We start from the raw sequence: 18982 nt of genomic DNA, 5'->3' as shown, positions 1-18982 counted from the left end.
CGTTGATCAACGCGTGGCCAACCACGCCGTTACGCCCTCTGCCGCACGCAGTCCGCTGGCATAGCACGCCGTCAACAGGTAGCCACCGGTCGGGGCTTCCCAGTCCAGCATTTCTCCCGCGCAGAACACGCCCGGCACGGCACGCAGCATCAATCCATCGTCCAGCGCATCCAGGCGCACGCCGCCTGCCGTACTTATCACCTCGGCCATCGGCCGCGGGCGCAACAGGCGCAGCGGCAACCGCTTCAATGTGGTGACTACGGCGGACAGATCGTTGCCGGCATCCTTGCCCAGCGTTTCGAATACCAGTGCGGTCTTCACGGCGTCCAGCCCAGCCTGGCGACGCAGGTGCTCGCCGAAGCTGCGGCCCTTGCGCGGCTGCGAGAGATCGGACTGCAGGCGTGCCTCGTCGCGGCCCGGAACCAGATCCAGCCACAGCGTGGCGTGGCCGTCGCGGTTGATGGTGTCGCGCAGGTCGGCCGACAGGGCGTAGATCAGGCTGCCTTCGATACCGTACTCGCTGGCCACGCATTCTCCCTGCAGCGAGCGGGGCTCACCGTCCAGGCCATGCCAATGTGCGACGACCGGCTTCAGCGGCGCGCCCGCATGGCGCTGCGCGAAGAACGGTGTCCACGCCACGTCGAATCCGCAGTTGGCCGATTGCAGCGGCGCGATATCCACGGCGCGGGCCTGCAACACCGGAACCCATGCGCCGTCGCTGCCGAGCTGCGGCCAGCTTCCGCCACCCAGCGCCAACACGGTCGCGTCGGCGCGCACGTCCAGCACACCCGTCTCGGTGGCAAAGCGCAGTGCGCCGTCTTCGCTCCAGCCCAGCCAGCGCTGGTTGACGTGCAGGCGCACGCCCTGTTCCTTCAGCCGGCGAACCCAGCCGCGCAGCAGCGGTGCGGCCTTGCGGTCAACCGGGAACACGCGGCCGGAACTGCCGACGTAGGTTTCCACACCGAAGCCTGCGGCCCAGTCGCGCAGCGCCTGTGCGTCGAAGCCGTCCAGCCATTGGCCGACGCTGGCGGCCTGCTCGCGGTAGCGGCTGTCGAACAGCGGACGCGGGTCGGAATGGGTGAGGTTGAGCCCCCCCTTGCCGGCGATCAGGAACTTGCGGCCCGGCGAGCCCTTGGCCTCGTACAGATCAACGTCGAGCCCGGCCGCGCGCAGCCTCTCAGCGGCAAACAACCCCGCCGGGCCGCCGCCGATGACGGCGACGCGGCGCGGCGGGCGTACTTCACTGCTGGACATTGAGCAGCTCGACATCGAACACCAGCGATGAACCCGCCGGGATCGGGCCGACCTGGCGATCGCCATAGCCGAATTCCGGCGGAATCATCAGCGTGCGCTTGCCTCCGACCTTCATGCCGGCCACGCCTTCATCCCAACCGCGGATGACCTGGCCGGCGCCCAGCGTGAAGGTGAACGGCTCGCCGCGTTCGACCGAACTGTCGAAGGTCTTGCCGTGCTTGTTGTCGGCGCGCTCGTCGTAGATCCAGCCGGTGTAATGCACGCTGACCTTCTGGCCCGGCACGGCCTCGGCGCCGGTGCCGGGCTGGGTATCGATGCGCTCGAAAGCGGCGATGGTGCCTCCCGGGGGCGGGCCAGGCGGTTCCGTCGAGCAACCAACGGCGGCGAGGGACAGCAGCAGGGGAAGCAGCAGGCGGCGCATCGGCGTCTCCGTGGGTGATGAGTCAAGGGCGGCAAGGTTAGCGCATCGGCGCCGGGTATCATGGGCACATGGCAAAACTCCTGCTCAATCTGCGCAATGTCGATAACGACGAATATGCCGATGTCTGCACGCTGCTCGACCAGCATGGCATCGCCTGGTACCGCACCGAACCCAGCCCCTGGGGCATCTCCAATGGTGGCCTGTGGCTGCGCGAGGATACCGACCAGCCGCGTGCCAAGGCGCTGATGGCCGAGTACCAGGCGGCCCGCGGCGTGCGGGTGCGCGCCGAGCGCGAGCAGGCCCTGCGCGATGGCACCGCCGAGACCTTTGGCAGCCTGTTCCGGCGTCGCCCTGGGTTCGTGGTGCTGGTGCTGCTGGGCATGGCGGTGGCGGCGGCATTGGTGCTGTTGCCGTTCATGCTGCTGCGGGGGTAAGGGTGTTCGGCCGGGTTGCACCCGGCACCCGCAGAGGCATTCAAGCAACATCACAAGCGGCTTTCCGTGGGATGGCGGGGCAGTGTGGGCTTGCGGGGCCGCCGTGAACCCGTCCATGGGGGCTTGGTCGCCGCATCCATGCGGCTCACACCCCGCAAACCCACACTGCCCCGCCTTCGACAGTTTCCGGCGTCTGTAGATCCACGCCATGCGTGGATGAACGGTGGAGGCTGATACGGGGGCGGTCAGGCGGTAAAATGGCGGGATGATCGCCAATACCGCTGCTTATCATTTCGCCGTCATCGACGCTCCGCAGGCCCTGTGTGACCAGCTGCAGGCGCGTGCCGAGGCGTCCGGCCTGCAGGGCACGATCCTGGTGGCGGGCGAGGGGCTGAACCTGTTCCTGGCGGGGGCACCGTCTGCTATCGATGGCTTCTACGCGGAACTGCGTGCAGATGCGCGCTTCGCCGACATGCGGGTCAAGACCAGCTTCAGCGAGCACCAGCCGTTCGCGCGGCTGAAGGCCAAGGTCAAGGACGAGATCATCAGCTTCCGCCGTGACGATGGCCAGCCGCTGGACTACCCGCGCGCGCCGGCGATCGATCCCGCCACCGTGCAGCGTTGGCTGCGGCAGGGGCACGATGATGCCGGCAAGCCGGTAGTGATGCTCGATACGCGCAACCTGCAGGAGATCGAGTACGGCACCTTCAAGGACGCGCTGGTACTGCCCATCCACAAGTTCACCGATCTGCCCGAAGCCTTGGCACCCCATCGCGAGGCGCTGAAGGACAGCACCGTGGTCAGTTTCTGCACCGGTGGCATCCGCTGCGAGAAGGCAGCGCTGTGGATGCTCAACGACGGCATGGACAACGTGCTGCAGCTCGATGGCGGCATCCTCGGTTACTTCGAGGAAGTGGGTGGCGAGGGTTACGAAGGCCGCTGCTTCGTGTTCGACGAACGCGTTGCGCTGGACGCCGAACTGAAGCCGCTGGTGGACGAACCGTTGCCGGAACCCCGCCCCAGCGCGTTCTGACCCGCCTTGTGTAGAGCCGAGCCCACGCTCGGCTGCTGTGCACCGGGGAAATGCAGCCGAGCGTGGGCTCGGCTCTACACAGGCCTGTGGCGCTGAATCCGTCCCACAGGAATCAGCGTCCCGCTACCGGCACTGGCCGCCGGGGCGGGGCGACCCCATCAACAGGGGATCCTGTAACGGAAAACCGCCTGATGATCCCGTTGTCGATCCTCGACCTGGCCCCGGTCTGCGAGGGCAGCGATACCACTGCCGCCTTCGCCAACATGCTCGAGCTGGCCCAGCATGCCGATGCGCTGGGCTACCGCCGCTATTGGTTGGCCGAACACCACAACATGCCTGGCATCGCCAGTGCCGCTACCGCGGTGCTGATCGGCCATGTGGCCGGTGGTACGAAACGTATCCGTGTCGGCGCCGGCGGCATCATGCTGCCCAACCACGCGCCGCTGCAGGTGGCCGAGCAGTTCGGCACCCTGGCCTCGCTGTACCCGGATCGCATCGACCTGGGCCTGGGCCGTGCACCGGGTACCGACCAGCCGACGGCGCGCGCCCTGCGCCGTTATTTCGACAGCGCCGACCAGTTTCCGCAGGACGTGCGTGAGCTGCTGCACTACTTCGAGCCGGTGCAGCCCGGTCAGGCGGTGCAGGCCGTACCGGGTGGCGGCCTTCGGGTGCCGACTTGGATCCTGGGTTCCAGCCTGTTCGGCGCGCGCATGGCCGCCTCGATGGGCCTGCCGTACGCCTTCGCCTCGCACTTCGCCCCCGATTCCATGGATGAAGCGCTGGCGGTGTATCGCCGCGAATTCCGCCCTTCGGCCACGCTCAAGCAACCGCACGCGATGCTGGCATTGAACGTGGTGGCCAGTGACAGTGAGGCCGAATCGCGCCGGCTGTTCACCAGCCAGCAGCAGAGCTTCGTCAATCTGCGGCGCGGCCGTCCGGGCAAGATCCCGGCGCCGATCGATGACATCGAACCGTTCTGGGAACCGCACGAGAAGCTGGGCGTGGAGCGGGCGCTGGCGTGCACCGTGCTGGGTGATCCGCAGCAGGTGGCCGACGGCATTGCAGCGTTCGTCGAACGCCACCAGCCCGACGAACTGATGCTTACCGCCAACCTGTACGACCACCGCGCGCGTCTGCGCTCGTTCGAGCTGGCGATGCACGCCTGGCACGCCCGCCACGCGGGCTGAACAATTGCGTCACGGCAATTTGCGGCGCAGGCGCGTCTGATGGGGACTCACACCTCCGGAGTCCCCCATGGACCAGTCCCGTACCGAACACATTGCCCAGCTGGCCGAACTGATCAAGGACGTGGAGGTGGCGATGTTCACCACCCGCGGTGTTGACGGGCGCCTCTACAGCCGCCCGCTCGGCACCCAGCAGGTCGCCTTCGATGGTGACCTGTGGTTCGCCACCGCTGCCGACAGCCCGAAAGTGGCCGAGATCGCGCTCGACCCGCGGGTCAACGTGGCCTATGCCTCACCGTCAAAGAATACGTATGTCTCGGTGGCGGGTGTGGCGCGCATCGTCGATGACCGCGCCAAGATCGAAGAGCTGTGGTCGCCGGCGATGAAGCTGTTCTTTCCCGGTGGTCCCGATGATCCGAAATTGCGGTTGATCCACGTGCGTGCGGAGACCGCCGAATACTGGGACGGGCCGGGCACGCTGCTGGGCTCGGCCCTCAGTTTCGTGTTGTCGGCCGTGCAGGATGAGCCGGCCCAGTTGGGTGACAACGGCTTCATCGACCTGCGTTGAGGTGCCGCATCCACGCATGGCGTGGATCTACTGGGTTCAAGGTAGATTCGCGCCACGCGTGGATGCAGGTGATCCGAAGTAGATCCACGCCATGCGTGGATGGGAATCGCCCGGAAATTGCCTGCGCTCAGAACCAGCGCTGGAGCAGTTCGACGGTGTAGCCCACCAGCTGCCCGGAACTGAATCCAAAGAACGCGATCGCCACCGCTGCAGCCACCCAGTTGAACAACATCAGCGCACCGTCGCGCTCCAGCAGAGCCAGCGCGAACAACAGCAGCTGGAAGCCGAACAGATAGTTGGTGAACGGAATCGGCAGCGACAGCAGCAGGCCCAGCAGCACCAGCAGCAGGCCGCTGAAGGCGTGGGCCGGTGCAGGCGTCAGCAGCTGTGGCATGCGCGGCTTGAGCATGCGGTCGAGCCTGCGCAGGGCACCATCAATGCGGTCCAGGAACCGGTGCATGGTGCCGCGCTTGGGCCCGCGACGGGCGATGAACCCGGGCATCCAGGGCCGGCGCATGCAGAACAGCATCTGCAGGCCGATCAGGATCACCAGCGGCCCGCTGACCGCACCGCCCAGCCCCGGGATGGGGATGAAGGCGGGCAGGATGGCGACGAACAGGAACACACCGAAGGCACTCTGCTGCAGATCCTGCAGGATCTGCCCCAGCTTCATGTGCTGGGCCGGGTCACCGAAGGCGAACATCGCCAGTAGGGTGCGGATGCCCTCGTTGCGGTACTCCGGCGGCGCAGCGCCGGGGCCGGACTCAGGCGGTGAGCTCATCGGCCTGCTCGTCGGACAGGGTGCGAAGCAGCAGCTTGTCCACGCGCGCACCGTCCAGATCGACCACCTCGAAGCGCCAGCCGGCCCAGTCGAAGTACTCGCCCGCGTGCGGGATGCGGCCGAAGAAGTGGATGCACATGCCGGCCAGGGTGTAGTAGTCGCCATCCTCGGCGTCGGGCAGGTCGTTGCTGCCGATCAGCTCGCGCAGATCCTCGATCGGCAGCGAGCCGTCCACCAGCAGCGAACCGTCTTCACGGGTCACCACCAGCGCGTCTTCGTCGGCATTCTCCGTCGCCTGCAGGCGGCCGACCACTGCGCCCATCAGGTCACTGATGGTCACCAGGCCCTGGATCTCGCCGTACTCGTCCACCACCAGCGCCATCGACTGCTGTTCTTCGCGGAAGATCTCCAGCAGCTTCATCGCATGGGTGGATTCAGAGACGTACAGCGGCTCGCGCAGGGTCTGGAACAGCGCGTTGTCGCCGCGCGCCATGCGCGTGGCCAGCGATTTCAGCTCAAGCACGCCGACCACGTCCATGTCGTTGTCGCGGTACACCGGGTACCGCGAGAACTCGTGCTCGGCCATGATCTCCAGGTTCTTGTCCAGGCCACCCAGTGTGTCCAGCCAGGCGATCCGGTTGCGCGGGGTCATCAGGCTGTCGGCGGTACGGTCGCCCAAGCGCATCACGCGGTTCATCATGTCGCGTTCGTGGCTGTCGATCACGCCGGCCTCGTGGCTCTCGGCCACCAGCATGCGGATCTCCTCTTCGGTGACCGACGCGACCTCGTCCTTGCCCAGGCCGAACAGGCGCAGCACCAGCTGGGTGGTCTTTGACAGCAGCCAGACGAAGGGGAAGGCCAGCTTGGCCAGCCAGCTCATCGGCAGCGCCACCAGTCCGGCGATGTCCTCTGAACGGGTCAGGGCCAGGCGCTTGGGTACCAGTTCGCCGAAGATCAGCGTGATGAAGGTGATGAAGGTGACCGCCAGCGCCTTGCCAACGGCACCGGCATAGGCGAAGCCCGGCATCAGCCCCTGGATCCAGCCGCCGATGGCCTCGCCCAGTGCTTCGCCGCCGAGGAAGCCGGTCAGCACGCCGATCACGGTGATGCCGATCTGTACGGTGGACAGGAACGCTTCCGGCTTCTCCGACAGCTCCAGCGCCTTGGCCGCGCGCTTGGAGGTGCCGGCCAGCTGCTTCAGCCGGCTCTTGCGCGAGGTCATGACCGACATCTCGGACATGGCAAAGAAGCCGTTCAACAGAACGAGCGCGAAGACAATCAGGATCATTTCAAACACGGGCATCGTCCCCGGTTGGTGACAGGGAGGGCGGGTGCTTGCGATGGCGGCAGGCGCTCAGGAACAGGGTCCGGCGCGGCGCTGGGGGATAAGGGTCGTCGTCCATAAGGTGCGCCCGAAGGCGCGCTGGCATCTTAGCAAAGGGCCGTGGCTGGGTGGCAAATGCCTGTTCAGTTTTGGGCCTCCCGGCCCCGAAAAGGGGGCAGGGATACCCGTGATGGTCATCTAGCCGTCATAATTCGCACTGGTGCCGTCCTTCCCGCGACGGCTGACAGGTTTCTCAATGTTCTCTCTGCAGACCATTTTCGGTTCCGGCAAACAGTTCTACACCCTGCTTGATGAGGCTGCCGTCGCGGCTTCCGATGCCGCCAAGGCACTGCATTCGATGCTGCGCGACGCCGATCGCCAGCCCGCCCTGGATGCCTTCAAGCTGGCCCGACTGCGCGAACGCGCGGCCTCGGACAAGATCAGCCAGGCGCTGGTGGACAGCTTCATGACCCCGATCGAGCGCGAAGACATCGAAGCGCTGGGCTCGGCCCTGTACAAGATTCCCAAGCAGATCGAGAAGTTCGCCGATCGCTATTCGCTGGCCACGACCCACCTGGAGCACATCGACTTCGCGCCCCGCGCGGCGATGCTCGAGCAGGCCGCTGGCGTGGTGGTGGAGATGGTCGCCGACCTGCGCCACATGAACCTGGACCGGATGACCGCGCTCAACGAGCGTCTGCGTTCGCTGGAAAACGAGGCCGACCGCCTGATGCTCGAGCTGTACCGCGACATCTACTCCGGTCGCTTGGACAACCTGCAGATGTTCCTGCTGAAGGAATTCTTCGAGATCCTGGAGAAGGCCATCGACCGCTGCCGCGAAGCCGGCGTGGTGGCCTACCAGATCGTGTTGAAGAACAGCTGACGGACGCCACAGCATGCTGACCCTCGTTCTGGTGGTGATCCTGGCCGCGCTCGTTTTCGAGTTCATCAACGGCTTCCACGACACCGCCAACTCCATCGCCACCGTGGTGGCGACCAAGGTGCTCTCGCCCGGCTGGGCGGTGATGCTCGCCGCGTTCATGAACCTGCTGGGTGCGCTGACCGGCACCGCCGTGGCCCTGACCATCGCGTCGGGCCTGCTCAACACCAACGTGGTCGATGTGACCCCGCAGGTGATCCTGTGCGCGCTGCTCGGCGGCATCATCTGGAACCTGATCACGTGGTGGAAGGGCCTGCCGTCCTCGTCCTCGCACGCGCTGATCGGCGGCCTGTGTGGTGCCGGCCTGGCCGCAGCCCACAACAACTGGGATGCGCTAATCTGGTCGGAACGCTTCGGCAGCTGGGCGCAGAACAAGGGCCTGCTGTGGAAGGTGTTCGTGCCGATGATCACCTCGCCGATTGCCGGCTTCCTGCTCGGCATCGTGGTGATGGTGCTGCTGTGGGCATTGATCGCCGGCCTGGCCAAGATCGGCGGCGCGATCGGCCGACTGGCACGCCCGCGCATCGTCAATGCGTTCTTCGGCAAGGCGCAGATCGCCTCGGCGGCCTACATGGGCTTCGCCCACGGCCACAACGATGCGCAGAAGACCATGGGCATCATCGCCATGACCCTGATCGGCGCCGAAGCGACCGGCGCGTTGAACGACCTGCCGTCGTGGCTTGCCTTCATGCATCCGGACGCGCACGCCGGTGATGGCATCGCCATGTGGATCGTGCTGACCTGTGCCGTGGTGATGGCCGCCGGTACCGCCTCGGGCGGCTGGAAGATCATCAAGACCCTGGGCCACAAGATGGTCAAGCTGCATCCGATCCACGGCTTCGCCGCAGAAACGAGCTCGGCCACCGTGCTGACCGTGGCTGCCCACTTCGGCATGCCGGTGTCGACCACCCACAGCATCTCGACCGCGATCATGGGCGTCGGCTTCGCCAAGAACCCGCGTTCGCTGCGCCTGGGCGTGATCGAGCGCATCGTCTGGGCCTGGATCCTGACCATCCCGGCGGCAGGCGGCTGCGCCTACCTGATCCTGAAGCTGTTCGAGCTGTTCGGCTGGGCCTGAGTTCCACGCCAACGCGGCAAAAAAAAGCCCGCCGGATTCCGGCGGGCTTTTTTCATGGCAGATCATTTCCCCGTATCCACGCATGGCGTGGATCTACTGCAGGTCGCGTGAACCTGTCAGCGACGGGGTGGGGTGGGTGTGCAGGACCGTTGGCGCCATGGATGGCGCCATCGAGCCCCCAAGGACGGGTTCACGGCGTGTCCTGCACACCCACCCCATCCCGCCGCCCTCCAGAGGCCGAGCCTTTGCCGTTGCTCTGGCCTCTGCGGGTGCCGGGCCGCAGGCCCGGCCCACACACCCCTCAATTACGCTGGAACAGCGCCTGCACATCCCTGCGGAACGCCGCCTGGCTGTCAGCCCTGCTGTAGAACATGTGCCCGCCTGGATAGCTGCGCACCTGCACGCGGTCCGGATTGCTGCCCATCGTCGGCATCTGGTCCACCGTCAGGATCGAGCCCATGAACGGGCACGACAGGTCATTCCAGCCATGCACGATCAGCACCTGCAGATGCGGGTCGATCGCCACCGCCTGGCGCAGCTGGGTCACTGCACCCTCGCGCAGGTCGCCATTGCGATCCCACAGGCGGTTCACGTCGTAGTTCAGCGCCTGGTAGCGCGCATCCACCTTCCAGCCGACCTCGCGGGTGACGAAGTCGACCATCGCCGTGGTGGTCGGCGCGATGATGCTGTCCAGCAGCGGATCGTTGGCGCGCTGCTCTGGATCGTTCGGGAACGGATCGAATGCCGTGACGTTGGAGTCGTAGCGGCTTCCCAGCGTGCCCTTGTCGCGGAACACCTCGCGCAGGTAGGCCTGGGTTTCCAGGCGACCGCCAGCGCGGCGCACGAACTGCGGGTCCAGGCCGGTCAACTCGGCCACACGGCGCAGCATCGCCTCGGTCGCCTGCGGATCACTGCGGCCCTTCATCAACGCAGTGGCGTAGTCGCCGCGGGTGTACTCGACCACCTCGCGCATCGCCGCGTCGGTCAGCTTGCCCTGGCGCTCCAGGTGCGCCGCCGCGATCGAGGGCAGGGTCTGCATCCACGCCATCGGCGAAACATCGGCGTTGTCTTCCAGGGTCGGGCTCAGGTACGGCGACACCAGCACCAGGCCGTTCATCGCCACGCCCAGGCGGGTCTGCAGGAAGTGGGTGATGCGCGGGCCACGATAGCCGCCATAGCTCTCGCCGGTCAGGTACTTGCGCGCGCCCATGCGCTGGTTGCGCAGCAGCCAGTCGTAGATCGAGCGCGACAGGTACTCGATGTCGGCGCTGGGGTTGTACAGCTGCTTCTTCGCTTCGTCATCGCCGATGCGGGCGCGGCTGAAGCCGGTGCCGACCGGGTCGATGAACACCAGGTCGGTGAAGTCCAGCCAGGTGCCGGGGTTGTCGTGCAGCTTCGCCGGCGCCGATGCGCTGTCGCCTTCCGAACCGAAGGTCACCACCTTCGGGCCGATGGCGCCCAGGTTGAGGTACACCGACGACGCGCCGGGGCCGCCATTGAGCGCGAAGGTCACCGGCCGGTCCTTGCCCGGCATGGTGTATGCGGTGAACACCACATCGGCGATCACCTTGCCCTTCGCATCGCGTACCGGCAGCGTGCCGACGGTGGCGGTGTAGTCGAGGGTGCGGCCCGCCAGGCGCATGCTCTGCCGAGCCGACGCATCGGCCGGCAGCGGAGCGGCCTCGGTCTTTTCTTCTTTCGTTTCGGAGGCGCTGTCAGCAGCAGGAGCGGCCAGTACGCAGACAGGGGCGATCAGCAGGCCGACGCAGAGCGCGGCAGAGTGCAGCAGGAACTTCATGGCACCGGAACGGCAGCGGAAGGGACCCCGATGCTAGGACGGGGCGCCGCCTACCGTATGTGTCCAAAGGCATGGGCCAGCGTTGCGGCCTGATCCGGTCAAGCCGAGGTGGCAGCTGGCGCAGCGTCGTCGGCCAGCAGCCCATACACGGCCGAGTCCGACAGTTCACCGCGGATACGCCAGCGCTGCCGCAGCAGGCCTTCGCGGTGGAAACCCAGGCGTTCGAGCACATGTGCCGAGGCCTCGTTGCGTGGATCGATCTCGGCTTCCACCCGATGCAGTTGCAGGGTGTTGAACAGATAGGCCAGCACCCGCTGCAGCGCTTCATGCATGTAGCCATGGCCCTGCCTCCCAGGTGCCAGCAGATAGCCTATTTCGGCGCGGGCGGCGTCGCGATCCAGGGCAAACACCACGCAGATGCCCAGCAGCGGGCCGTCCACCGATTCGCGCAGGGCCAGCTTCAATTGCGTGCCGGTCGCCTGTGCGGCGAGGTCGTCGTCGATCTGCGCGCGTGCTTCGGCGGGACGCGTCCACGCCGGGTGGTTCCACCAGTGCATCACGTCCGGGTCGGACTGCAGGGCGAACAGGGCCGCGGCGTCATCGCGGCGGATGGGGCTCAGCACCAGGCGCGCGCTGTGCAGCGGCAGCCCGGGAAACAGCAGCGAGTTGGCGGGCAATGGGGTCGTCCACGCGGATGAGCGCGCATTATGGACCCGCAGGGTTTGCCGATGGGGGCGTGATGTCTGTAGAGCCGAGCCGATGCTCGGCTGCCCGGCACGGCGCGAAATGCAGCCGAGCGTGGGCTCGGCTCTACAGGAGGGCCGCGAGCGTCAGGCTTCCAGCGAAGCCAGATCGCCCTTGCTCTCCAGCCAGCCCTTGCGATCCGATGCACGCTTCTTGGCCAGCAGCATGTCCATCAGCGAGCTTGTCTGCTCGCGATCGTCGACGGTCAGCTGCACCAGGCGACGGGTGTCCGGGTGGATGGTGGATTCACGCAGCTGCGGCGGATTCATCTCGCCCAGGCCCTTGAAGCGGGTCACGTTGATGGCGCCCTTGATCTTCTCGCGTTCGATCTTGTCCAGCATCGAGCGCTTCTCTTCCTCATCCAGGGCGTAGAACACCTGCTTGCCCACGTCGATGCGGAACAGCGGCGGCATCGCCACGAACACGTGGCCGGCATCGACCAGCGCCGGGAAGTGCTTCAGGAACAGTGCGGTCAGCAGGGTGGCGATATGCAGACCGTCCGAGTCGGCATCGGCGAGGATGATCACCTTGCCGTAGCGCAGGCCACTGATGTCCTCCTTGCCCGGGTCGCAGCCGATGGCCACCGCCAGGTTGTGCACTTCCTCCGAGGCCAGCACGCTGTTGGAGGACACTTCCCAGGTGTTGAGGATCTTGCCGCGCAGCGGCAGGATCGCCTGGAAGTCCTTGTCGCGGGCCTGCTTGGCGCTGCCGCCTGCCGAGTCGCCCTCGACCAGGAACAATTCGGTGCGCGACAGGTCCTGGCTGATGCAGTCGGCCAGCTTGCCGGGCAGGGCAGGGCCCTGGGTGACCTTCTTGCGGACAACCAGCTTCTCGGTCTTCAGGCGCGCGCTGGCGCGTTCGATGGCGATCTGCGCGATCTTCTCGCCCAGCTCCACGTTCTGGTTCAGCAGCAGGCTGAACGCATCGTGCGCGGCGCCTTCGACGAAACCTGCGGCCTGGCGCGAAGACAGGCGTTCCTTGGTCTGGCCGCTGAACTGCGGGTCGGTCATCTTCAGCGACAGCACGAACGACACGCGGTCCCACACGTCTTCCGGGGCCAGCTTGACGCCGCGCGGCAACAGGTTGCGGAAGTCGCAGAACTCGCGCAGCGCTTCGGTCAGGCCGGTGCGCAGGCCGTTGGCGTGGGTGCCGTGCTGCGCGGTCGGGATCAGGTTGACGTAGCTTTCCTGCACCAGTTCGCCTTCCGGCAGCCAGGCCACGGCCCAGTCCACGATCTCGGTGTCTTTCTTCAGGTTGCCGACGAACAGATCGGCCGGCAGCGATTCGCGATCGCCCAGCTCCATCTTCAGGTAGTCGCGCAGGCCGTCTTCGTAGTACCAGGTATCGACTTCACCGGTGGCTTCGTCGGTCAGCTTGACGGTCAGGCCGGGGCACAGCACGGCCTTGGCGCGCAGCAGGTGCTTGAGCGCACGCACGGCGAACTTGGGCGTATCGAAGTACTTCGGGTCCGGCCAGAAGCGCAGGCGGGTACCGGTGTTCTTCTTGCCGACGGTGCCGACCACTTCCAGCGGCGAGGCGCGGTCGCCGTTGCGGAAGGTGATGCGATGTTCGGCACCTTCGCGCTTGATGTGGATTTCCACCAGGGTCGACAGCGCATTGACCACGCTGACGCCGACGCCATGCAGGCCGCCGGAGAAGGTGTAGTTGTTGTTGTTGAACTTGCCGCCGGCATGCAGGCGGGTAAGGATCAGCTCGACGCCCGGGATCTTCTCTTCCGGATGGATGTCCACCGGCATGCCGCGGCCGTCATCGCTGACCTCCACGCTGCCGTCCTTGAACAGGGTGATCTCGATCGAGCGGGCATGGCCGGCGAGGGCCTCGTCCACCGAGTTGTCGATCACTTCCTGCGCCAGGTGGTTCGGGCGCGCGGTGTCGGTATACATGCCGGGGCGGCGCTTGACCGGGTCAAGGCCGGACAGGACTTCAATATCGGCGGCGTTATAGCGGGCGTTCATCTGTCTTCGAAAGCGTGGAGCGACGGGCAAGTGTGCGGTCTGGACCGGGAATTTGCACGCCTGCGGTTCAGCCTCGTTGGCGGGGAGGGGGTAAAATGGCAGCCGCTGGAACCGAACACCGGCGCCCCCCATATCCGAGCCATACCGCGAGGAGGACTCCATGAAGAAGTTGCTGACCATTGCGATCCTGGCTGCCGCCGCTGTTGCAGTGCCGATGGTGCTGGCGCAGAACGCCGGCCAGCCTGCTCCGCAGCAGGGTGACCAGGCCGACAAGGCACAGTCCGAAGCCGACGCCAAGGCCAAGCGCCGCGCGCAGGCCAATGCCGAGATGAAGGCCAAGGGCCAGCCGGTGCCGCAGCAGGAAGAAGAGGAAGAGGCACGCAAGAAGAAGTAATTCTTCTGCCCCTCCGAAGCCCTTGCCACAAGGGTTTCAGCGTTGAACGCCCCGCCCAGCGGGGCGTTTCTTTTTGCCGATCGCGCCATCTGCCCCTTGGGTTGGCGGCCATCTATCTGTAAACTATGGCTTTCCGGGAGTAAGTGCGTGTCCACCATTTGCGAATGGGCTGGCACGGCCAAGCGTGGCCTCCAGCAAAGCGGGTCGCAGGTGACGGTCGAAGTGACCGGCACGGCCGCCCCGAACTCGCAGGGTGGTTCCCCGTTGGCGCCTGGCGCCGGCCGGGCCCGCACCTCCCTCGCTGCTCCAGCGAACCGGAAAACCCCCCTTCTGCTCCACGCCCGCCCCCCGGGCAGGCGTGGCGCTGCCGTTTTCCATTTCCAGACAGGATGCTTGCAGCCATGACTCCCTTGATTTTCGTAACCGGCGGCGTGGTGTCCTCGCTCGGCAAAGGTATTGCCGCCGCGTCACTGGCCGCCATTCTCGAAGCGCGTGGCCTGAAGGTCACGATGATGAAGCTCGATCCGTACATCAACGTCGACCCGGGCACCATGAGCCCGTTCCAGCACGGTGAGGTGTATGTCACCGACGACGGCGCCGAGACCGATCTCGACCTGGGCCACTACGAGCGCTTCGTGCGCACCCGCCTGAGCCGCAAGAACTCGGTCACCACCGGTCGCATCTACGAAGAAGTGATCCGCAAGGAGCGCCGCGGCGACTACCTGGGCGCGACCGTGCAGGTCATTCCGCACATCACCGATGAGATCCGTCGCTGCATGGACGAAGCCACCGAGGGCTTCGACGTGGCCCTGGTGGAGATCGGCGGCACCGTCGGTGACATCGAGTCGCTGCCGTTCCTGGAGGCGATCCGCCAGGTGCGCACCGAGCGTGGCCCGGAAAAGGCACTGTTCATGCACCTCACCCTGGTGCCGTACATCGCCGCCGCGGGTGAACTGAAGACCAAGCCGACCCAGCACTCGGTGAAGGAACTGCGCTCGATCGGCATCCAGCCGGACGTGCTGCTGTGCCGCTCGGAACAGCCGGTGCCGGATTCGGAGCGTCGCAAGATCGCCCAGTTCACCAACGTCTCCGAGCGCGCCGTGATCAGCGTGCCCGACGTCGATGTGCTGTACCGCATTCCGATGGGCCTGCACGCACAGGGCCTGGACGAGATCGTCATCAACCAGCTGAAGCTGGCCGACAAGGCCGGCCCGGCCGACCTTTCGATGTGGGAAGACGCCGTCGATGCCACCCTGCATCCGCTGGATGCGGTGACCATCGCGGTGGTCGGCAAGTACATCGACCACCAGGACGCCTACAAGTCGGTCGGCGAGGCGCTCAAGCACGGTGGCCTGCGCCAGCGCACCAAGGTCACCCTGAAGTGGCTGGAAGCGCAGGACCTGGAAGGCAGCGACATGTCCGCGCTGGCCGATGTCGACGGCATCCTGGTGCCGGGTGGTTTCGGCGACCGTGGCTTCGAAGGCAAGGTCCTCACCTCGCAGTACGCCCGTGAGCAGAAGGTGCCGTACTTCGGCATCTGCTACGGCATGCAGGCTGCCGTGGTCGACTACGCGCGCCACGTGGTGGGCCTGGAAGACGCCAACAGCACCGAGAACGATCGCCAGTCGCCGAACCCGGTGATCGGCCTGATCACCGAATGGCGCACCGCCACCGGCGACGTGGAAAAGCGTGACGACAAGAGCGACCTGGGCGGCACCATGCGCCTGGGCCTGCAGGAGCAGCGCCTGAAGCCGGGCACGCTGGCCCGCGAGCTGTACGGCAAGGACGTAGTCGCCGAGCGCCACCGCCACCGTTACGAGTTCAACAACCGCTACCGCACCCAGCTGGAAGACGCGGGCCTGGTGATCGCCGGCAAGTCGATGGATGACACTCTGGTGGAAGTGGTTGAGCTGCCGCGCGACCAGCATCCGTGGTTCCTGGCCTGCCAGGCGCACCCGGAATTCCTGTCCACCCCGCGTGATGGCCACCCGCTGTTCATCGGCTTCATCCGTGCCGCGCGCGAGCGCAAGGCCGGTGGCAAGCTGCTGCAGGAAGTGCGCGCCTGACTTGTCATGGGGGCCGCCGGCCCCCATCTTGCTCGCTTCAACCCCAGCGCACCGGCACTGCCGGTGTAGCGGACAACAAGGAAACGCCATGAAACTGTGTGGATTCGAGGTCGGGCTGGACCAGCCCCTGTTCCTGATCGCCGGCCCCTGCGTGATCGAGTCGATGCAGCTGCAGCTGGATACCGCCGGCAAGCTGAAGGAAGTGACCGACAAGCTCGGTGTGAACTTCATCTTCAAGTCCAGCTTCGACAAGGCCAACCGTACCTCCGGCACGGCCTTCCGTGGCCCGGGCATGGAAGAGGGCCTGAAGGTGCTGGCCGAGGTCAAGAAGCAGATCGGCGTACCGGTGCTGACCGACGTGCACGAGTACACCCCGATGGACGAAGTGGCCTCGGTGGTGGACGTGCTGCAGACCCCGGCGTTCCTGGTCCGCCAGACCGACTTCATCCGCAAGGTGTGCTCGGCCGGCAAGCCGGTCAACATCAAGAAGGGCCAGTTCCTGGCGCCGTGGGACATGAAGCCCGTTGTCGAGAAGGCCAAGGCCACCGGCAACGAGCAGATCATGGTCTGCGAGCGTGGCGCCAGCTTCGGCTACAACAACCTGGTCAGCGACATGCGTTCGCTGGCGGTGATGCGCGATACCGGCTGCCCGGTGGTGTTCGATGCCACCCATTCGGTACAGCTGCCGGGCGGGCAGGGCACCAGTTCCGGCGGCCAGCGCGAGCATGTGCCGGTACTGGCTCGCGCCGCGGTTGCCGTGGGCATCTCCGGCCTGTTCGCCGAGACCCATCCGGACCCGTCCAAGGCGTTGTCCGATGGCCCCAATGCGTGGCCGCTGGATCAGATGGAAGCCCTGCTCGAGACCCTGATGGAGCTTGACGCGGTGACCAAGAAGCACGGCTTCTCGCGCTTCGCGTGAGTCAGCACCCGCAGGCGGCGCTGGAGATCCAGCGTCGTCGCCGGCACTGGCGGCAGTGGCCGTGGGGCCCGATTGCACTCGGTCTGGCCTTGCTTTCGGTATCCGGCGTATTCGCCATCGGCATGCTGTTCGGTGCCGGTATGCGTCCGTCCAGTGCGGGCGGCCCGGTAGTGAACCTGCTGCCTTTCGTCATCGCGCTGGCGGTGGCCGAAGTGCTGACCATTTCCGCAGGGCTTTTCGCCGCGGTGCTCGGCTGGCGCCTGAACCGGGGCAGGGTCACCGCTGCACTGGCGATGGTCCTGCTGTCGCTGTGGGTGGGCATCCTGCTGCACGATCTGCTTTGATGAATACGACACCTGAACCCTCGCGCAGTCGCCCCTGGGGCCTGATCGCCCTGTTGCTGTCGGTGCTCGCCTGGGGCGCGTTGCTGCTGGGCGTGCTGGCCTTCGCCGCCAGCTTCCGGCCGCCGGGGGATGGCAACAACGGCGTGCAGGCTGTGCAGTACTGGATGCTGGGCGCGTTGGTTACGCTGGTGCTGTCTTTCGCAGGCAGCCTGGGCGCGATGGTGATGGCCTGGCGACGGCGGCGCGGACCGGTGTGCGCGGCCATTGCCGGTGCGCTGCTGGTGCTGCTGGTGTCGCTGGTGATGATCGTGATCGGGTCCAGCTGGGGCTGATGCCGCTCAGGCCATTTGGCAAGTGAGGGGTAGCCGGGGATAATCACGCGGCATTCGTTTTTGTCGCCCCCTCTCCATACAGGTAACCGGCCCGACCATGAGTACGATCCGCAGCATCCATGCCCGTGAAATCCTCGACAGCCGTGGCAACCCCACGCTGGAAGCCGAAGTCACCCTGGAGGACGGTTCGTTCGGTCGCGCCGCGGTTCCCTCCGGCGCATCGACCGGCACCAAGGAAGCGGTGGAGCTGCGTGACGGCGACAAGACCCGTTACCTCGGCAAGGGCGTGCGCAAGGCCGTCGACAACGTCAACGGCGCCATCGCCAACGCACTGAAGGGCTTCGAGGCCACCGACCAGGCCGGCCTGGACCGTCGCCTGATCGATCTGGATGGCACCGAGAACAAGGGCCGCCTGGGCGCCAACGCACTGCTGGGTGTTTCCATGGCCGCCGCGCATGCCGCTGCTGCCTCCAGCAAGCAGGCACTGTGGCAGTACCTGGCCAGCAAGACCGGCGCGACCCCGTCGCTGCCGGTGCCGATGATGAACATCATCAACGGCGGCGCGCACGCCGACAACAACGTCGATTTCCAGGAATTCATGGTGCTGCCGGTCGGCTTCACCTCGTTCTCCGAAGCGCTGCGTGCCGGCACCGAAATCTTCCATTCGCTGAAGTCGGTGCTGAAGGGCCACGGCCTGAGCACGGCGGTGGGCGACGAAGGCGGCTTCGCGCCGGACTTCCGCAGCAACGTCGAAGCGCTGGACACCATCCTTGAAGCCATCGGCAAGGCCGGCTACACCGCCGGTGAAGACGTGCTGCTGGGCCTGGACGTGGCCTCCAGCGAGTTCTTCGAGAACGGCAAGTACAACCTGGTCGGCGAGAACAAGCGCCTGACCTCCGAGCAGTTCGTCGACTTCCTCGCCGACTGGGCCGCGCAGTACCCGATCATCACCATCGAAGACGGCCTGGCCGAGAACGACTGGGCGGGCTGGAAGCTGCTGACCGATCGCATCGGCAAGAAGGTGCAGCTGGTCGGCGACGATCTGTTCGTCACCAATCCGAAGATCTTCCAGGAAGGCATCGATTCGGGCACCGCCAACGCGATCCTGATCAAGGTCAACCAGATCGGCACCCTCAGCGAAACCCTCGAAGCGATCGCCATGGCCGACCGTGCCGGTTACGCCGCCGTGGTCTCGCACCGTTCGGGTGAAACCGAAGACACCACCATCGCCGATATCTCGGTGGCCACCACTGCCACCCAGATCAAGACCGGCTCGCTGTGCCGCAGCGATCGCGTGGCCAAGTACAACCAGCTGCTGCGCATCGAGGAAGCTCTCGGTGCCGGCGCGCGTTACGCGGGTCGTGACGCGTTCGTGTCGCTGAAGCGCTGAGC

At 66.1% G+C, this 18982-nt stretch carries 19 protein-coding genes; 12 read left to right on the top strand and 7 right to left on the bottom strand.

What is annotated here, in order from left to right:
- Positions 1-6: 6 nt before the first annotated feature.
- Together AC27VL_RS02270 and AC27VL_RS02265 are read right to left on the bottom strand one after the other, a co-directional pair.
- A complete protein-coding gene (locus AC27VL_RS02270; protein ID WP_488765443.1) occupies positions 7-1254 on the bottom strand; it encodes a TIGR03862 family flavoprotein in 1248 nt (415 codons plus the stop codon).
- Positions 1241-1675: an FKBP-type peptidyl-prolyl cis-trans isomerase gene (locus tag AC27VL_RS02265; RefSeq protein WP_488765442.1), complete on the bottom strand. Its 435-nt coding sequence runs from the start codon at positions 1673-1675 to the stop codon at positions 1241-1243. The genes AC27VL_RS02270 and AC27VL_RS02265 overlap by 14 nt, the downstream gene beginning before the upstream one ends.
- Before the next feature lie 68 nt (positions 1676-1743).
- Here AC27VL_RS02265 and AC27VL_RS02260 point away from each other — a divergent pair, with 68 nt between their 5' ends.
- The 4 genes from AC27VL_RS02260 (at position 1744) to AC27VL_RS02245 (ending at position 4894) form a co-directional block, all read left to right on the top strand.
- Entirely contained in the window at positions 1744-2109 is a 366-nt protein-coding gene (locus tag AC27VL_RS02260) for a DUF6164 family protein (RefSeq protein WP_488765441.1), read from the top strand.
- Positions 2110-2374: 265 nt separating this feature from the next.
- Positions 2375-3142: a sulfurtransferase gene (locus tag AC27VL_RS02255; RefSeq protein WP_205403932.1), complete on the top strand. Its 768-nt coding sequence runs from the start codon at positions 2375-2377 to the stop codon at positions 3140-3142.
- A gap of 191 nt (positions 3143-3333) precedes the next feature.
- Entirely contained in the window at positions 3334-4329 is a 996-nt protein-coding gene (locus tag AC27VL_RS02250) for an LLM class flavin-dependent oxidoreductase (protein ID WP_488765440.1), read from the top strand.
- A gap of 67 nt (positions 4330-4396) precedes the next feature.
- On the top strand, positions 4397-4894 hold the full coding sequence (locus AC27VL_RS02245; RefSeq protein ID WP_488765438.1) for a pyridoxamine 5'-phosphate oxidase family protein: 498 nt from the start codon (positions 4397-4399) through the stop codon (positions 4892-4894).
- 127 nt (positions 4895-5021) lie between these two features.
- On the opposite strand, the gene AC27VL_RS02240 is transcribed toward AC27VL_RS02245, so the two are convergent.
- Both AC27VL_RS02240 and AC27VL_RS02235 read right to left on the bottom strand, forming a co-directional pair.
- Entirely contained in the window at positions 5022-5675 is a 654-nt protein-coding gene (locus AC27VL_RS02240) for an exopolysaccharide biosynthesis protein (protein WP_488765436.1), read from the bottom strand.
- The gene (locus tag AC27VL_RS02235) at positions 5659-6963 is read right to left on the bottom strand and encodes a hemolysin family protein (protein ID WP_223880018.1); all 1305 of its coding nucleotides are present in this window, start codon (positions 6961-6963) and stop codon (positions 5659-5661) included. The genes AC27VL_RS02240 and AC27VL_RS02235 overlap by 17 nt, the downstream gene beginning before the upstream one ends.
- A gap of 292 nt (positions 6964-7255) precedes the next feature.
- Here AC27VL_RS02235 and AC27VL_RS02230 point away from each other — a divergent pair, with 292 nt between their 5' ends.
- Positions 7256-7882: a DUF47 domain-containing protein gene (locus AC27VL_RS02230; protein WP_025878890.1), complete on the top strand. Its 627-nt coding sequence runs from the start codon at positions 7256-7258 to the stop codon at positions 7880-7882.
- Positions 7883-7895: 13 nt separating this feature from the next.
- Entirely contained in the window at positions 7896-9017 is a 1122-nt protein-coding gene (locus tag AC27VL_RS02225; RefSeq protein WP_089240221.1) for an inorganic phosphate transporter, read from the top strand.
- Positions 9018-9318: 301 nt separating this feature from the next.
- Here AC27VL_RS02225 and AC27VL_RS02220 read toward each other — a convergent pair whose 3' ends face one another.
- The 3 genes from AC27VL_RS02220 to parE form a co-directional block, all read right to left on the bottom strand.
- Positions 9319-10815, bottom strand: coding sequence for a S10 family peptidase (locus AC27VL_RS02220; protein WP_089240223.1), 1497 nt, complete (start codon positions 10813-10815; stop codon positions 9319-9321).
- Positions 10816-10913: 98 nt separating this feature from the next.
- Entirely contained in the window at positions 10914-11492 is a 579-nt protein-coding gene (locus AC27VL_RS02215; RefSeq protein ID WP_205403928.1) for a GNAT family N-acetyltransferase, read from the bottom strand.
- Between the two features lie 153 nt (positions 11493-11645).
- Positions 11646-13535, bottom strand: coding sequence for a DNA topoisomerase IV subunit B (gene parE, locus AC27VL_RS02210; RefSeq protein WP_346558359.1), 1890 nt, complete (start codon positions 13533-13535; stop codon positions 11646-11648).
- A 160-nt stretch (positions 13536-13695) separates the two neighbouring features.
- Between parE and AC27VL_RS02205 the strand changes: the two genes are divergently transcribed.
- The 6 genes from AC27VL_RS02205 (at position 13696) to eno (ending at position 18980) form a co-directional block, all read left to right on the top strand.
- Positions 13696-13929, top strand: coding sequence for a hypothetical protein (locus tag AC27VL_RS02205; protein WP_089240228.1), 234 nt, complete (start codon positions 13696-13698; stop codon positions 13927-13929).
- Between the two features lie 401 nt (positions 13930-14330).
- On the top strand, positions 14331-15995 hold the full coding sequence (gene pyrG / locus AC27VL_RS02200; RefSeq protein WP_100464696.1) for a CTP synthase: 1665 nt from the start codon (positions 14331-14333) through the stop codon (positions 15993-15995).
- 88 nt (positions 15996-16083) lie between these two features.
- Positions 16084-16914 carry a 3-deoxy-8-phosphooctulonate synthase gene (gene kdsA, locus AC27VL_RS02195; RefSeq protein ID WP_014036736.1) on the top strand — a complete coding sequence of 277 codons (831 nt, stop codon included), beginning with the start codon at positions 16084-16086 and terminating at the stop codon, positions 16912-16914.
- The gene (locus AC27VL_RS02190; RefSeq protein ID WP_089240231.1) at positions 16911-17258 is read left to right on the top strand and encodes a hypothetical protein; all 348 of its coding nucleotides are present in this window, start codon (positions 16911-16913) and stop codon (positions 17256-17258) included. Before kdsA ends, AC27VL_RS02190 begins: the two co-directional genes overlap by 4 nt.
- On the top strand, positions 17258-17590 hold the full coding sequence (locus tag AC27VL_RS02185; protein WP_482995352.1) for a hypothetical protein: 333 nt from the start codon (positions 17258-17260) through the stop codon (positions 17588-17590). Before AC27VL_RS02190 ends, AC27VL_RS02185 begins: the two co-directional genes overlap by 1 nt.
- A 97-nt stretch (positions 17591-17687) precedes the next feature.
- A complete protein-coding gene (gene eno, locus AC27VL_RS02180) occupies positions 17688-18980 on the top strand; it encodes a phosphopyruvate hydratase (protein WP_089240235.1) in 1293 nt (430 codons plus the stop codon).
- Positions 18981-18982: the final 2 nt, after the last annotated feature.

It is taken from the genome of Stenotrophomonas sp. 14P6.2.3, assembly GCF_057799055.1.
Note: the sequence above shows the minus strand (reverse complement) of the source record. Positions and strands in the feature narration are given on the sequence as shown.